Genomic DNA, 15779 nt, shown 5'->3' with positions numbered 1-15779 from the left:
TTGCACAGTGGACGCGAGCATCTTTGTGGTCAAGTTGTCAAGGGCGGACGGTGGATGCCTTGGCACCAGGAGCCGATGAAGGACGTGGGAGGCCGCGATAGGCCTGGGGGAGCTGTCAACCGAGCTGTGATCCCAGGGTGTCCGAATGGGGTAACCTGGCACCAGTCATGTGGTGTCACCTGCACCTGAATTCATAGGGTGTGTGGAGGGAACGCGGGGAAGTGAAACATCTCAGTACCCGTAGGAAGAGAAAACAATTGTGATTCCGTGAGTAGTGGCGAGCGAAAGCGGATGAGGCTAAACCGGTTGCGTGTGATACCTGTCAGGGGTTGCGTGGTCGGGGTTGTGGGACTCCGTGGGGGAAGCTGACACTTCTCCGAGAAGTTACAAAGCCGGGTGTTAGCTGAATGGTGTGGAAAAGCCAACCGTAGGCGGTGATAGTCCGGTAGGTGAAAGCGCCTGGTCTTCTTTGTGGGTGTTCCCGAGTAGCGGCGGACTCCTGAAATCTGCCGTGAATCTGCCAGGACCACCTGGTAAGCCTAAATACTTCCTGGTGACCGATAGCGGACGAGTACCGTGAGGGAATGGTGAAAAGTACCCCGGGAGGGGAGTGAAATAGTACCTGAAACCGTTCGCCTACAATCCGTCGGAGCTTTGCCGGATTTTTCTGGTGGGGTGACGGCGTGCCTTTTGAAGAATGAGCCTGCGAGTTAGTGGCATGTGGCGAGGTTAACCTGTGTGGGGTAGCCGTAGCGAAAGCGAGTCTTAATAGGGCGTGTAGTCGCGTGTTCTAGACCCGAAGCGGGGTGATCTAGCCATGGGCAGGCTGAAGCGTGGGTAAGACCGCGTGGAGGGCCGAACCCACCAACGTTGAAAAGTTGGGGGATGACCTGTGGTTAGGGGTGAAAGGCCAATCAAACTCCGTGATAGCTGGTTCTCCCCGAAATGCATTTAGGTGCAGCGTCGTGTGTTTCTTACCGGAGGTAGAGCACTGGATGGTCTAGGGGCCCTACAAGGTTACTGAAATCAGCCAAACTCCGAATGCCGGTAAGTGAGAGCGCGGCAGTGAGACTGCGGGGGATAAGCTTCGTAGTCGAGAGGGAAACAGCCCAGATCGCCAGCTAAGGCCCCTAAGCGTGTGCTAAGTGGAAAAGGATGTGGGGTCGCATAGACAACCAGGAGGTTGGCTTAGAAGCAGCCATCCTTTAAAGAGTGCGTAATAGCTCACTGGTCAAGTGGTTCCGCGCCGACAATGTAGCGGGGCTCAAGTACACCGCCGAAGCTGTGGCATTCACACATTGACTTCGCGATCATCTTTGGGTGGTTGTGCAGGTGTGTGGGTGGGTAGGGGAGCGTCGTGCCGGGGGTGAAGCAGCCGAGTGATCGAGTTGTGGACGCGGCACGAGTGAGAATGCAGGCATGAGTAGCGAAAGAAGGGTGGGAAACCCTTCCGCCGGATGACCAAGGGTTCCAGGGCCAGGTTAATCCGCCCTGGGTGAGTCGGGGCCTAAGGCGAGGCCGAGAGGCGTAGTCGATGGATAACGGGTTGATATTCCCGTACCCGTGTAGGAGCGCCCGTGATGAACCTCGTTGTGCTAACCATCCGATCCTGTGGCGGTCTTCGGACCAAGATGGGGTTGCGTGGGGTCCTGGCGGGTAGTAGTCAAGCGATGGGGTGACGCAGGAAGGTAGCTGAGCCCGGCCGGTGGTTGTGCCGGGGTAAGCGTGTAGACCGCACCATAGGCAAATCCGTGGTGTATGTGGTTGAGACGTGATGCCGAGCCGATTCAGGTGAAGTCAGTGATCCTATGCTGTCGAGAAAAGCCTCTAGCGAGTTCCGAGCGGCCCGTACCCTAAACCGACACAGGTGGTCAGGTAGAGAATACCGAGGCGATCGGGTGAACTGTGGTTAAGGAACTCGGCAAATTGCCCCCGTAACTTTGGGAGAAGGGGGGCCGGAGACGTGAAGCCACTTGCTGGTGGAGCGTTGTATGGCCGCAGAGAGCAGGGGGAAGCGACTGTTTACTAAAAACACAGGTCCATGCGAAGAAGTAATTCGATGTATATGGACTGACGCCTGCCCGGTGCTGGAACGTTAAGGGGACCGGTTAGCTCTTCGGGGCGAGGCTGAGAACTTAAGCGCCAGTAAACGGCGGTGGTAACTATAACCATCCTAAGGTAGCGAAATTCCTTGTCGGGTAAGTTCCGACCTGCACGAATGGCGTAACGACTTCCCCACTGTCTCAACCACAGGCCCGGCGAAATTGCAGTACGAGTAAAGATGCTCGTTACGCGCGGCAGGACGGAAAGACCCCGGGACCTTTACTATAGCTTGACATTGGTGCTTGAATTAGCTTGTGTAGGATAGGTGGGAGCCGGTGAAGCCTATACGCCAGTATGGGTGGAGGCAGTCTTGAAATACCACTCTGGTTGGTTCGGGTATCTAACTTGGGGCCCTTATCGGGTTCAGGGACAGTGTCTGGTGGGTAGTTTAACTGGGGCGGTTGCCTCCTAAATGGTAACGGAGGCGCCCAAAGGTTCCCTCAGCCTGGTTGGCAATCAGGTGTTGAGTGTAAGTGTATAAGGGAGCTTGACTGTGAGACTGACGGGTCGAGCAGGGACGAAAGTCGGGACTAGTGATCCGGCACTTGCGTGTGGAAGCGGTGTCGCTCAACGGATAAAAGGTACCCCGGGGATAACAGGCTGATCTTCCCCAAGAGTCCATATCGACGGGATGGTTTGGCACCTCGATGTCGGCTCGTCGCATCCTGGGGCTGTAGCAGGTCCCAAGGGTTGGGCTGTTCGCCCATTAAAGCGGTACGCGAGCTGGGTTTAGAACGTCGTGAGACAGTTCGGTCCCTATCCGCCGTGCGCGTAGGATACTTGAGAAGGGCTGTCCCTAGTACGAGAGGACCGGGACGGACGAACCTCTGGTGTGCCAGTTGTCCCGCCAGGGGCACGGCTGGTTGGCTACGTTCGGGAGGGATAACCGCTGAAAGCATCTAAGCGGGAAGCCTGCTTCGAGATGAGGTATCCCACCCCGTGTGGGGGTAAGGCTCCCAGTGAGACGACTGGGTTGATAGGCCGGAGATGTAAGCCAGGTAACTGGTTCAGTTGACCGGTACTAATAGGCCGAGGACTTGTCTACAAAGCTGCTACGCGTCCACTGTGTGATTCACAGCAAACGAACAACGATGTGTTCCCGGGTGTGGCCGGGGTGTTGTTTGTTGTGTTGATAGGGTTACGGCGGTTATGGCGGAAGGGAAACGCCCGGTTACATTCCGAACCCGGTAGCTAAGCCTTCCAGCGCTGATGGTACTGCACTCGGGAGGGTGTGGGAGAGTAGGACACCGCCGGACATTCTCAGCGAAGTGGCGCCACCCGGTACGGGTGGCGCCACTCGCATTTCCGGGACCGATTCACCTGGGAGAAGTCGGTTTCTGCGGACAGTCAGTTCCGGGTCAGGATGGCGCTGCGGATGTCTCGCAGCAGTGTGGCCGACTCGTCGACGGAGCGGCCCGGAAACATGCCCATCGTGATGCTGCCGTGGTCGGCCCAGCCACAGAAGACGAGCTGCTCGCCGCCCTGCACCGGCGCCGTCCCGCACTTCATGACCCCGCCCAGGGTGCCCGCGTCCACCTCCCGGATGCCGGCGACCGGGCTGTCCTCCTCGGAGGCCAGCCCGAAGAGGCGGTCCAGGTCGCGCTCGGGCTGCCAGACGAGGGTCGTACCGCCGAAGAGCAGGACGCTGCGGTCGGGCCCGGCCGGGTCGGTGTAGACGGCGCCGTAGCTCTCCGCAAAGTCGACCTCGGCGTTGACGGCCGTCCGGAGGTATTCGATGGTGCTCCGGGCACCCTCACTCTCGTCCCGGGCGAGCCCGGCCACCTCGGCCGGAGCGGTAAGAGCGGCGTCCTTCTGCTGCAGGACGCGCCAGCCGGCGCTGCCCATGACGGCGGCCCCGGCGAGCGCGACAGCAAGCACCGATCCGAGCACGATCTTCCGGCGCCGTGACGACGGCCTCTCGGCCGGTCCACCGTCGTCGGCGTCGCGTCCGGGGATCGGAGTGATGTCGACCGCCCCGGTCGGGTGGGCCGACTCGGCCCCGGAGACACGTTCGACGCCCGGGGCCGGCTCCACGTCCGGGCCGGGGCGCTGCGTCAGCACGATCGGCTCCGAGGCGATCTCGATGGCGCCGGGGTCGGCCGCAGAACGCCGGTCGGAGCCAGGTGCATCGGGCATAGCGCCACCGTACGCGAACGGGAGGTGGCGTACGACGCGCCGGGCGGGAGGCTCGTAGACTTCCAGGGTGACCGAGACTCTGGATACCGAGCGCACCCCCGCCCCGACCCTCTCCGCCCAGTACCAGCCGGGTGAGGTAGAAGGTCGGCGGTATGAGGAGTGGGTGGCGGCCGGGCGGTTCCGGGCATCGGCCGACAGCGACAGGCCGCCGTTCACCATCGTCATCCCGCCGCCCAACGTCACCGGCTCGCTGCACATGGGCCACGCCTTCGAACACACCCTGATGGACTCGTTGACGCGGCGCCGCCGGATGCAGGGCTACGAGACGCTCTGGCTGCCCGGCATGGACCACGCCGGCATCGCCACCCAGAACCTCGTCGAGCGCCAGCTCGCCGGCGAGGGACTCTCCCGGCACGATCTCGGCCGGGAGAAGTTCGTCGAGCGGGTGTGGCAGTGGAAGGCCGACTCCGGCGGCAAGATCCTCGGCCAGATGCGCCGGCTCGGTGACTCCGTCGACTGGGACCGCGAGCGCTTCACGATGGACGAGGGTCTCTCCCGGGCCGTGCAGACGATCTTCAAGGGGCTCTACGACGACGGCCTGATCTACCGGGCAGAGCGGATCATCAACTGGTGCCCCCGCTGCCTGACCGCGCTCTCCGACATCGAGGTGGAGCACACCGACGACGACGGTGAACTCGTCTCGATCCGCTACAGCGACGAGGTGGTGGTCGCCACCACCCGGGCCGAGACCATGCTCGGCGACACCGCGGTCGCGGTGCACCCGGACGACGAGCGTTACCGGCACCTGATCGGCAGCGAGGTCGAGTTGCCGCTGACCGGCCGGCGGATCCCGATCGTCGGCGACGAGCACGTCGACCCGAGCTTCGGCACCGGCATGGTCAAGGTGACCCCGGCGCACGACCCCAACGACTTCGAGATCGGCCAGCGGCACGGCCTGCCGTCGCTGACGGTGATGGACGAACGGGGCGTGATCACCGCTCCCGGTCCCTTCGAGGGGCTGGACCGGTTCGAGGCCCGGCCGGCGATCGTCGCCGCCCTGCGCGAGCAGGGCCGGATCGTCGCGGAGAAGCGGCCGTACGCGCACGCGGTCGGGCACTGCTCGCGGTGCCGTACCACCGTGGAGCCGCGACTCTCGCTGCAGTGGTTCGTCAACACCGGGCCGCTGGCCCGGGCCGCCGGCGACGCGGTGCGGGACGGCCGGGTCCGGATCGTGCCCGCGGACATGGCGAAGCGGTACTTCGGCTGGGTCGACAACATGCACGACTGGTGCATCTCCCGGCAGCTCTGGTGGGGGCACCGGATCCCGGTCTGGTACGGCCCGGACGGCGAGGTCGTCTGCGTCGGCCCCGACGAGGAGCCGCCGACCGGCGACGGCTGGACGCAGGACACGGACGTGCTCGACACCTGGTTCTCCAGCGCGCTCTGGCCGTTCTCCACGCTCGGCTGGCCCGAGCAGACGCCCGACCTGGCCACGTTCTATCCGACAAGCGTGCTGGTCACCGGCTACGACATCCTCTTCTTCTGGGTCGCCCGGATGATGATGTTCGGCCTGTACGCGATGGACGGCCGGCAGCCGTTCGACGTGATCGCCCTGCACGGCATGGTCCGCGACCAGTACGGCAAGAAGATGTCGAAGTCGTTCGGCAACGTGGTCGACCCGCTGGACTGGATCGACAGGTACGGCGCCGACGCGACCCGGTTCACCCTGGCCCGGGGCGCCAACCCCGGCCAGGACGTGCCGGTCAGCGACGAGTGGTGCCAGGGCTCCCGCAACTTCTGCAACAAGCTCTGGAACGCGACCCGGTTCGCCCTGATGAACGGCGCGCACGTCACCGGCGGGCTGCCCGAGCCGGCCCGGCTCTCGACCGTGGACCGGTGGATCCTGTCCCGGTTGCAGCAGGTCACCGCCGAGGTCGACGAGCAGTTCGAGGCGTACGAGTTCGCCAAGGTCTGCGACGCGCTCTACCACTTCGCCTGGGACGACGTCTGCGACTGGTACGTCGAGCTCGCCAAGCCGGTGCTGGCCGGCGGCGGCGAGCGGGCCGAGGTCACCCGCCGGGTGCTCGGGCACGTGCTCGACCAGTTGTTGCGGCTGCTGCACCCGGTGGTGCCCTTCGTCACCGACGAGCTCTGGACCGCACTGGTCGGCGCCGGGAACGCGAGTGCCGGCGATGTGAGTGCCGGGAACGGCAGTGCCGGGATCGCCGCCGCTGATCCGGCCGGGGTCTCGGTGATGACTGCCGCCTGGCCGGTCGCCGTGCCGGAGCTGCGGAACGAGGCGGCCGAGCGCGAGGTGGCCGAGCTGCAGCGGGTGGTCACCGAGATCCGTCGGTTCCGCTCCGACCAGGGGCTGCGGCCGGCGCAGCGGGTCGCCGCCCGGCTCGACGGACTCGCCGGGGCGGGCATCGCCGCGCACGAGCCGCTGATCCGATCGCTGGCCCGGCTCGACGGGGCGACACCGGACTTCCGGGCCAGCGCCACCCTCGCCGTCTCCGGCGCGGTGACCGTGGCCCTGGACACCCGGGGCTCGATCGACGTCGCCGCCGAGCGGGCCCGGCTGGCCAAGGACCGGGCCGCGGCCGAGAAGGAGATCAGCCAGGCCCGGGCGAAGCTCGACAACCAGTCCTTCCTCGACAAGGCGCCGGCCCCGGTGGTCGACAAGATCAGGACCCGGCTGGCGGCGGCCGAGGCGGACCTGGAGCGGATCGCCAGCGCCCTCGCCGCGCTGGGCTGAGCAGCCGGTGGCCCGGGTCGAGGGTGTGCGGGTTCCGGAACAAGCGGCGTACGGTGCGGGGCGGGGATCGCGGTGAGTGAACGTGCGGAGCGGGCGGCCGAGTTCGCCCGGGTCGAGGCGGAGTTGGCCGCCCGGGGCTACACCCGGATGGTCTTCGACCTCGGCCGGATCGAGGAGCTGCTGGACGTGCTCGGCAGCCCGCAGCGGGCGTACCCGGCGATCCACCTGACCGGCACCAACGGCAAGACCTCGACCGCCCGGATGATCGACTCGCTGCTCCGGGCGTTCGGGCTGCACACCGGCCGCTACACCAGCCCGCACCTGGAGACCGTCCGGGAGCGGATCAGCCTGGACGGCGAGCCGATCGACGAGCAGCGGTTCGTCTCGGTCTACCGGGAGGTGGCACCCCTGGCCCGGCTCGTCGACGAGCGGGCCGACGAGCCGCTGACCTACTTCGACATGACCACGGCGCTCGCCTTCGCGGCCTTCGCCGACGCCCCGGTCGACGTGGCGGTCGTGGAGGTCGGGCTCGGCGGGGCCGAGGACTCCACAAACGTGCTGCACGCCGGGATAGCCGTGATCACGCCGATCGGGCTTGACCACACCGAGTGGCTCGGCGACACGATCGAGGACATCGCGCTGGCCAAGGCCGGGATCATCCACAAGGGCGCGACGGTGATCTCGGCCGTCCAACCGGAGGAGGCGGCCGAGCCGATCCTGGAACGCTGTGCCGAGGTCGGTGCCACCATCGCCCGCGAGGGCGGCGAGTTCGGCGTCCTGCGCCGGGCGATGGCGGTCGGTGGGCAGGTGCTGTCGCTGCAGGGGCTCGGCGGGGTCTACGACAACGTCTTCGTGCCGCTGCACGGAGCGCACCAGGCACAGAACGCCGCGATCGCGCTCGCCGCCGTCGAGGCGTTCCTCGGCGCCGGCGCCGCCCGCCAGCTCGACGTGGAGACCGTCCGGCAGGGCTTCGCGACCGCCGACTCGCCCGGCCGGCTGGAGCGGGTCCGGACGGCCCCGACGATCCTGCTGGACGGGGCGCACAACCCGCACGGCATGGCGGCCACCGTCACCGCCCTGCAGGAGGAGTTCGCGTTCAGCCGGCTGATCGCGCTGGTGGGTGTGCTGGAGGACAAGGACGCCGGCAGCCTGCTCGAACTGCTCGAACCGGTGGTCGACGCGGTCGTGGTCACCCGGAACAGCTCGCCCCGGGCGATGCCGGTCGCCGAGCTCGCCGAGCTCGCCGGCGAGGTCTTCGGGCCGGAGCGGGTCGAGGTGGCCGCCGAACTGCCCGACGCGATCGAGGCCGCCGTCGCCCTGGCCGAGTCGGACGTGCAGGGCGAGCTGAGCGGGGTGGGTGTGCTGATCACGGGCTCGGTGGCGACCGTGGCCGACGCGCGACGGCTGCTGAAGCGATGAGGTTGTCGAAGCGATGAGCACGCCCGACGCCTCCACCGGTACGCCCGGCCGCCGGCCCTCCGGGCTGCGGGATCCGGACCGGACGGTACGCGGCCTCGGCGCCCTGACGCTGAGCGTGCAGACCCTCGTGCTGCTGCTCGCGATCCAGCCGATCCGGCTGCTCGGCGGCGACCTGGGCGGCACCGCCATCGGAGCGGTCGTCGGGCTCGCGGTGCTGGCGGTCGTCCTCGCCGGATCCCTGCGCCGGCCCTGGGCCTGGTACGCCGCGACCGGACTGCAGGGCCTGCTGCTGCTCGCCGGCCTCCTGCACTGGTCGCTCGGTGCGCTCGGCCTCATCTTCGCCGCCGTCTGGGGCTACGTGCTGCACGTCCGGCGGGTCATTCTCGGCTGAACGGGGGCGCGGGAAGCCGGTCAGCCGGTCGGCCGGCCGCGCCACTGGGTCAGCGCGATGCCGTGCCCGTCCGGGTCCCGGAACGAGGCGGCCCAGAGTTCGAGCCTGGCGCCCCGGTTGACCGCCCGGGGGGCGTAGGTGAACTTCACGCCCTTGGCGACCAGCTCCTCGTAGACGGCGGTGACGTCGTTCACCTCGAGATTCAGGTGGACCAGGCGCCGGTTGATCGGTGCCACGTCGCGGATCGCCCGCAACACGAGCCGGGTCGCGCCGGAGGCGAGGATCGCGTTGCTCTCGCCGCCGTCGATCTCGAAGAAGCCGAGCAGGTCCCGATAGAAGGCGACCGAGCGCTCCAGATCGGTGACGAGCAGGGTGATGCCGACCCCGGCGATCGGCTCGGAACCGCCGAGCCGGGCGGGCGGCTGGGTGGCGATCAGCTCGGCAAGAATCGCCTCGTCGTCCGAGTCGTCCGTTCCGTCCGATCCGGACGATCCGGCTGAGCTCCCCCGCTCGTCGGCGAAGGCGGGGTCGTCCAGGGAAATGTCGATGTCGTCCGGGCGGGTGCCGGAGGGATCTTCGGGGCGGGTGTCGGCGCGGGCCTTCGGGGCCGGTGGCGTGCCGGACCCGTTGCCGGCGCCGGCTGTCGCGTCGTCGGGCACCACGTCGGCCCCCGGCCCCGCCGGTGCCCCCGTCTCCGCCGTCGACGTTCCGGGCGGGGTAGCTGTGGGCGGGGTAGCTCCGGGCGTCGACGTTTCCGGCGGGGTGTCGGTGGCTGGCGCCGGACCGGGGCGGGGGCGGCGGCTCCGTCCACCCGGGCCGGGGCCGGGGCGGGAGCGGCGGGGCAGGGGCGCGGCGGCCGGGGAGTCGACCACCTTCCCCTCCAGGACGGTTATCCCGCCGGGAGTCTGGCGCATCACCACCGGCTCCTCGCGGGGCGCCACCCGCTCGTTCCGGAGCGGTTCCAGGTCGTCGCGGAGCGGGGCGAGGTCGTCCGTCAGGTCCTCGGTGACCGGGCCGCCGCCGGGCGGTCGGGCGGGGTACGGGTCGCCGCCGGGCGGTTGCGCGGGGTACGGGTCGTCGCCCCCGCTCCGGGCCCACGGCGGTGCCTCCTGCTCGATCAGGTCGTCGTCCAGCGGGTCGAAATCGTGGAACTCCGGCGGCAGGTCGCCACCGGCCGCCGCCGCCTCGGCGTGGGTCAGCACCTCGTCCCAGAGGATCCGGACGTGCCGCTGGTCGTCGATGGCCACCATGATCGGCAACGTCGCGCCGGGATCCGGCCACTTCGACACCGGCACCCGGGGATCCCGGATCCGCACCGAGCGGCCCGGAACGCCGGGCGCGTCGATCACGATCTGTAGTTCACACCGGCCGAAGGCGGACGAGGCGGGCGGTTCCGTGACGCTGTGCACGTGCCCGATGCCGGTCACCCAGGCCCGGGGACCGCTGCGTACGGCGGTGAACGCGACAAGCGCGATGGCCAGGGCGAGCAGCGCCACCCCGAGTACGGCGATCGCCCAGCTACCCATCCCGAAGCCGAACAGCACGACGAAGGTGGCGAAGGTGGCCAGCACGGCGGCGACGAGCTTGCGCACGGGCGCGACCGGGCGGCGACGAGCATCTGCCACAGTGGACCTCCCTGGTTAAGGCCAGGCTAGGCCGGATCCGGCGGGAATGGAACGACCCCGCGCCGGTACGCGGCCTCCACCACCGGATCAGTTCTGTGGAGCCGGCCGAACACGCCGATCAACGGTGCTGCGGCCGAAGGCCGGGGCGGGCCGGCGGTCAGGAGGGGCTGGCGGTCGGTGCGGTCGGCATGCCGTTCGGTGGGAGTGCCGCGAGCGCGGCCGAGGCGACCTCCAGCGCGGTCTCCCGGGCCAGAGCGGTCACCTCCGGGCCGTTGGTGCCCGGCCCGAACCTGAGCACCCCGACGGTCAGCAGCAGCGGACCGTGCGCGAGGAGCAGGTGCGCCTCGCCGGGCAGGTGACCCACCTCCGGGGCGGGGCGGGGGTCGCGCACCGTACCGGTGGTCAGCCGGGCCCGTACGGCACCGACCCGTACGGTGGTGCTGGCCCGGCGGACCTTCGTGGTGGTGTAGCTGAGGGTGAAGTCCGCCGGGCAGCGGGCCGAGCGGGCCCGCTCGGCGGTCCGCTCCGCCACGGCCGCGCTGGCGAACCCGGTCACCGTGACCTCGATGACCGTGGTCGGCAGCGTGATGCCGGCGAACGAGGCGACCGGGTTCACCTCGACCAGTCCGGCGAAGGTCGGCTCCGGCGGCGTGAACGACTCCCCGGGGCGGGCCTCGGCGGTGAGCATCCGGCAGGGCCGGACCTGCACCGAGCCGAGGTCCTGCTCGGCGAGCAGCTCAGGCGGGGGTACGTCGCCCCGGGACCGGACCGCCGTCGCGAGGGCCGCGAGCACCGCCTCGGGCCCGTCGGGCGGCGCGGGTGTGACGCTGGGCGCTGCCGTCGGGCCCGGCACCGGGGCCGGCCGCGGCGTACAGGCGGTGAGTACGAGCAGCGTGGTCATGCTGGCCAGTAGTCTTCTGCTACGCATCCGGTCCCCGTTCCGTGTGCCGTCGCAGCAGACTAACCGTGGCGACCCGATCCACGCCTGCCGATTTCGCGGCGCCCCGCGCCCGCCGGCCGCTTTCCGGCCGAGGGGATATCGGGTGGGTGCCGGCGGGGCGGTCGAGTATCGTTGACGGGCACAGGCGTCGACCCGGCCATCACCGGCGAGCCTCCGGAAGAACAGGTGGCGACACCCCAGTAGAACCGGACGGGACCGGCCCGTCACAGCCGGCCAACGAGCGGGTGGTCGATTCCGGCCACCAAGCGGGGTGGTACCGCGGGTCCGCGGCACGCCGGTTCCGGCGTACCCGGGGGGCTCGTCCTCGCAGACCACGAAGAGTGAGCTGCGACGAGGAGAACGACCCGCGATGGCGTACCCGAAGAACGCCCCCGCCGGCACGGGCGTGCCGGCCAGCCCCGACCTGCCGGCGGTCGAGCAGCGCGTGCTCGACCACTGGGTGGCCGACAAGACCTTCGAGGCCAGCGTCGAGGCCCGCGACCCCGGCCCGAACGGCGGCAACGAGTACGTCTTCTACGACGGCCCGCCCTTCGCCAACGGGCTGCCGCACTACGGACACCTGCTGACCGGCTACGTCAAGGACCTCGTCCCGCGCTACCAGACGATGCGTGGCCGGCGGGTGGAGCGGCGCTTCGGCTGGGACTGCCACGGGCTGCCCGCCGAGGTGGAGGCGGAGAAGCAGCTCGGGATCACCACCAAGGCGGAGATCCTCGACCTCGGGGTGGCGAGGTTCAACGACGCCTGCCGCAGCTCGGTGCTCGCCTACACCCGGGACTGGGAGCGGTACGTCAACCGCCAGGCCCGCTGGGTGGACTTCGGCAACGACTACAAGACGCTCGACCTCGACTACATGGAGAGCGTCATGTGGGCGTTCAAGCAGCTCCACACCAAGGGGCTGGTCTACGAGGGGTTCAGCGTGCTGGCGTACTGCTGGCGCTGCGAGACCCCGCTGTCGAACACCGAGACCCGGATGGACGACGTCTACCGGGACCGGCACGACCCGACGCTGACCGTCTGGTTCGAGCTGACCCCGGACGAGGGCGCGCCGGAGCCGCTGCGCGGGCCGGTCCGGGTCGGGGTCTGGACCACCACGCCGTGGACGCTGCCGTCCAACCTCGCCCTCGCCGTCGGCCCGGAGATCGAGTACGCGGTGCTGGAGCGGGACGGCCAGCGCCACGTCGTCGGCGCCGCCCGGCTCGGGGCGTACGCGAAGGAGCTGGAGGGTTTCATCCAGGTCGGCACGGTGCACGGCCGTGACCTGGTCGGGCGCCGCTACACCCCGCTCTACGACTTCCTCGTCGGCCAGGCCGGCCCCAACGCCTACCAGGTGCTCGGCGCGGAGTTCGTCACCACCGAGGACGGCACCGGGGTGGTGCACCTCGCCCCCGCCTTCGGCGAGGACGACCAGAAGGCATGCAACGCGGCCGGCATCCCGACGATCGTGACCGTGGACGACCACACCCGCTTCACCGCGCTCGTCCCGCCGTACCAGGGCGAGCAGGTCTTCGACGTGAACAGGTCGGTGATCCGGGAGCTGAAGGAGCGTGGGGTGGTGCTCCGGCAGGACACCTACACCCACCCGTACCCGCACTGCTGGCGCTGCGACACGCCGCTGGTCTACAAGGCGGTCTCCTCCTGGTTCGTGGCGGTGACCAAGGTCAAGGACCGGATGGTCGAGCTGAACCAGCAGATCAACTGGACGCCGGCCCACGTCAGGGACGGCTCGTTCGGCAAGTGGCTGGCGAACGCCCGGGACTGGTCGATCAGCCGGAACCGGTTCTGGGGCTCGCCGATCCCGGTCTGGAAGTCGGACGACCCGCAGTATCCGAGGGTCGACGTCTACGGCTCGCTCGCCGAGCTGGAGGCCGACTTCGGGGTGAAGGTCGGCGACCTGCACCGGCCCGGCATCGACGAGCTGACCCGGCCCAACCCGGACGACCCGACCGGGCGCTCCACCATGCGCCGGGTGCCGGAGGTGCTGGACTGCTGGTTCGAGTCCGGCTCGATGCCCTTCGCCCAGGTGCACTACCCGTTCGAGAACCGGGAGTGGTTCGAGCACCACTACCCGGGGGACTTCATCGTCGAGTACGTCCCCCAGGTGCGGGGCTGGTTCTACACCATGCACGTGCTGGCGACCGCGCTCTTCGACCGGCCGGCGTTCCGCAGCTCGGTGGTGCACGGCATCGTGCTCGGCTCGGACGGGCGCAAGATGTCCAAGAGCCTGCGCAACTATCCGGACGTCTACGAGATGTTCGACAGCTACGGCTCGGACGCGATGCGCTGGACGCTGATGTCCTCGCCGGTGCTGCGCGGCGGCGACGTCGTGGTGAGCGAGACGGCGATCCGGGACTCGGTGCGCCAGGTGCTGCTGCCGTACTGGAACGTCTGGTACTTCTTCTCGCTCTACGCCAACGCCGAGGGCTACGAGGCGAAACGGCGGACCGACGCCGAGTCGACCGGCGGCGGCGAGGCCACCGCGGCGAACCTGCTCGACCGGTACGCGCTGGCCAAGACCCGCGAGCTGGTCGAGACGGCGCAGGCACAGCTCGACGCCTACGACATCTCCGGCGCCTGCGGCACGGTCCGGTCCTTCCTCGACGCGCTGACCAACTGGTACGTCCGGCGTTCCCGGGACCGGTTCTGGTCCGGCGACCGGGACGCCTTCGACACCCTCTACACGGTGCTGGAGACGGTGAGCCGGGTGCTGGCCCCGCTGGCGCCGCTCACCGCGGAGGAGGTGTGGCGCGGGCTGACCGGGGAACGGTCGGTGCACCTGACCGACTGGCCGGACAGCACCGAGTTCCCCGCCGACCACGAACTGGTGGCGGCGATGGACGCGACCCGGGCGGTCGCCTCGGCGGCGCTGTCGCTGCGCAAGGCGAAGGGTCTGCGGGTCCGGCTGCCGCTGCCGTCGCTGACCGTGGCCACCCCGGCGGCCGGCACGCTGCGCCCCTTCGCCGACCTGATCGCCGACGAGGTCAACGTCAAGGAGGTCACCTTCAGCGACGAGCTGACCGACTACTGCGAGCAGGTGCTCACGGTGGTGCCCCGGGCGCTCGGGCCCCGGGTCGGCAAGCAGGTGCAGGGCGTCATCAAGGCGGTCAAGGCCGGTGACTGGACGCTTGTCGACGGCGTACCGGAGGCGGCCGGGGTCCGGCTGGAGTCCGGCGAGTACGAGCTGAAGCTGGTACCCGCCGACGCCGAGCACTCCGCGCCGCTGCCCGGCGGCGAGGGGGTGGTGGTGCTGGACACCGGCGTCACGCCGGAACTCGCCGCCGAGGGCCTGGCCCGGGACGTCGTACGGGTGGTGCAGCAGGCCCGCCGCGACGCGGACCTGGACGTGTCGGACCGGATCGACGTGCTGCTGGCCGGGCCGGCGGAGGTCGTCGCGGCGGTCGACGCGTACCGGGAGTTCGTGGCCCGGGAGGTGCTTGCCGACTCGATCGACGTCGCCGACCGGGTGGACGGGTTCGCGGGCGAGGTCGGCGAGGGCGAGCGGGTGACGGTGGCGGTACGGCGTCGCTGACCCCCCCACCCTGTGGGGTACCGGCGGCGAACCGGTCGGTCCGGGTGGGTGATCGAGACGGTCACCTACGCGGACCGACCGGCCGTCGGTTAACGTGACAGCGCCCGATCACCTCGACCGCCGGAGGCCCCGTGCCGCTGCTCTACACCATCGGCAAACACACCGTCGGCACCGCGATGCGGGTCGGCTGGCGTCCCACGGTGGAGGGGCTGGAGAACATCCCCGCGACCGGCGGTGCGATCTTCGCGGGCAACCACCTCTCCGTCGCCGACGAGCTCTTCCTCGGCTCGGTGGTGCCCCGGCACATCGCCTTCTGGGCCAAGGCCGAGTACTTCACCGGCACCGGGCTGCGGGGTTGGTTCACCCGCTTCGTGATCAGCGGCCTCGGTGCGATCCGGGTGGAACGGTCCGGCGGCCGGGCCGCGCTCTCCGCCTTCGACGGGGCGATCCCGGTGCTGCGCGCCGGTGACCTGATCGCGATCTATCCGGAGGGCACCCGGTCACCCGACGGGCGGCTCTACCGGGGGCGTACCGGGGTGGCCCGGCTGGCGCTCGCCGCCGAGGTGCCGGTGATCCCGGTCGGCATGATCGGCACCGAGCGGGTGCAGCCCATCGGTGTCCGGGTGCCGCGGCTCGGCACCGGCAAGGTGACCGTGCGGTTCGGCAAGCCCCTCGACTTCGCCGGCCGGTCCGCCGACCGGACCTCGCTGCGGCAGATGACCGACGAGATCATGACGGAGATCCAGCGGCTGACCGGGCAGGAGTACGTGCCCCGCTACGCGCCGGCCCGCCAGACGCCGGGCAGCGGTTCGTAGCCGGCGGGCGAGGCGCCGGGCAGCGGTTCGTAGCCGGCGGGCGAGGCG

8 protein-coding genes and 2 rRNA genes are annotated in these 15779 nt (G+C 69.2%); 7 read left to right on the top strand and 3 right to left on the bottom strand.

The genetic code is table 11. From position 1 onward, the window contains the following. Positions 1-27 precede the first annotated feature (27 nt). Together ACN27G_RS22360 and rrf are read left to right on the top strand one after the other, a co-directional pair. A 23S ribosomal RNA gene (locus ACN27G_RS22360) occupies positions 28-3148 on the top strand. 94 nt (positions 3149-3242) lie between these two features. Next, positions 3243-3359, top strand: a 5S ribosomal RNA gene (rrf, locus tag ACN27G_RS22355). Between the two features lie 91 nt (positions 3360-3450). Here the strand turns inward: rrf and ACN27G_RS22350 are convergent. Next, positions 3451-4239, bottom strand: coding sequence for a hypothetical protein (locus ACN27G_RS22350; protein ID WP_421494726.1), 789 nt, complete (start codon positions 4237-4239; stop codon positions 3451-3453). A 67-nt stretch (positions 4240-4306) separates the two neighbouring features. On the opposite strand from ACN27G_RS22350, the gene ACN27G_RS22345 reads away from it, so the two are divergent. The 3 genes from ACN27G_RS22345 to ACN27G_RS22335 all read left to right on the top strand — a co-directional run bounded on the left by ACN27G_RS22345 (position 4307) and on the right by ACN27G_RS22335 (position 8804). Continuing rightward, positions 4307-6994 (top strand): valine--tRNA ligase, encoded by a 2688-nt coding sequence (locus ACN27G_RS22345; protein WP_421494725.1) that lies wholly within the window; start codon positions 4307-4309, stop codon positions 6992-6994. 147 nt (positions 6995-7141) lie between these two features. Next, positions 7142-8413 carry a bifunctional folylpolyglutamate synthase/dihydrofolate synthase gene (locus tag ACN27G_RS22340; RefSeq protein WP_421497419.1) on the top strand — a complete coding sequence of 424 codons (1272 nt, stop codon included), beginning with the start codon at positions 7142-7144 and terminating at the stop codon, positions 8411-8413. Positions 8414-8426: 13 nt separating this feature from the next. Beyond that, entirely contained in the window at positions 8427-8804 is a 378-nt protein-coding gene (locus tag ACN27G_RS22335) for a DUF4233 domain-containing protein (protein ID WP_421494724.1), read from the top strand. Positions 8805-8824: 20 nt separating this feature from the next. On the opposite strand, the gene ACN27G_RS22330 is transcribed toward ACN27G_RS22335, so the two are convergent. Together ACN27G_RS22330 and ACN27G_RS22325 are read right to left on the bottom strand one after the other, a co-directional pair. Further along, positions 8825-10429 carry a VOC family protein gene (locus ACN27G_RS22330; protein WP_421494723.1) on the bottom strand — a complete coding sequence of 535 codons (1605 nt, stop codon included), beginning with the start codon at positions 10427-10429 and terminating at the stop codon, positions 8825-8827. A gap of 157 nt (positions 10430-10586) precedes the next feature. Further along, positions 10587-11357: a hypothetical protein gene (locus ACN27G_RS22325; protein WP_421494722.1), complete on the bottom strand. Its 771-nt coding sequence runs from the start codon at positions 11355-11357 to the stop codon at positions 10587-10589. A gap of 382 nt (positions 11358-11739) precedes the next feature. On the opposite strand from ACN27G_RS22325, the gene ileS reads away from it, so the two are divergent. Continuing rightward, on the top strand, positions 11740-14916 hold the full coding sequence (ileS, locus tag ACN27G_RS22320) for an isoleucine--tRNA ligase (RefSeq protein WP_421494721.1): 3177 nt from the start codon (positions 11740-11742) through the stop codon (positions 14914-14916). 131 nt (positions 14917-15047) lie between these two features. Then, positions 15048-15731, top strand: coding sequence for a lysophospholipid acyltransferase family protein (locus ACN27G_RS22315; protein ID WP_421494720.1), 684 nt, complete (start codon positions 15048-15050; stop codon positions 15729-15731). Positions 15732-15779 lie beyond the last annotated feature (48 nt).

The sequence above is a fragment of the Plantactinospora sp. WMMB334 genome, assembly GCF_049179095.1.
In the GTDB taxonomy this organism is placed as follows: domain Bacteria; phylum Actinomycetota; class Actinomycetes; order Mycobacteriales; family Micromonosporaceae; genus Plantactinospora.
This window is presented reverse-complemented; position numbering and strand designations above follow the sequence as displayed.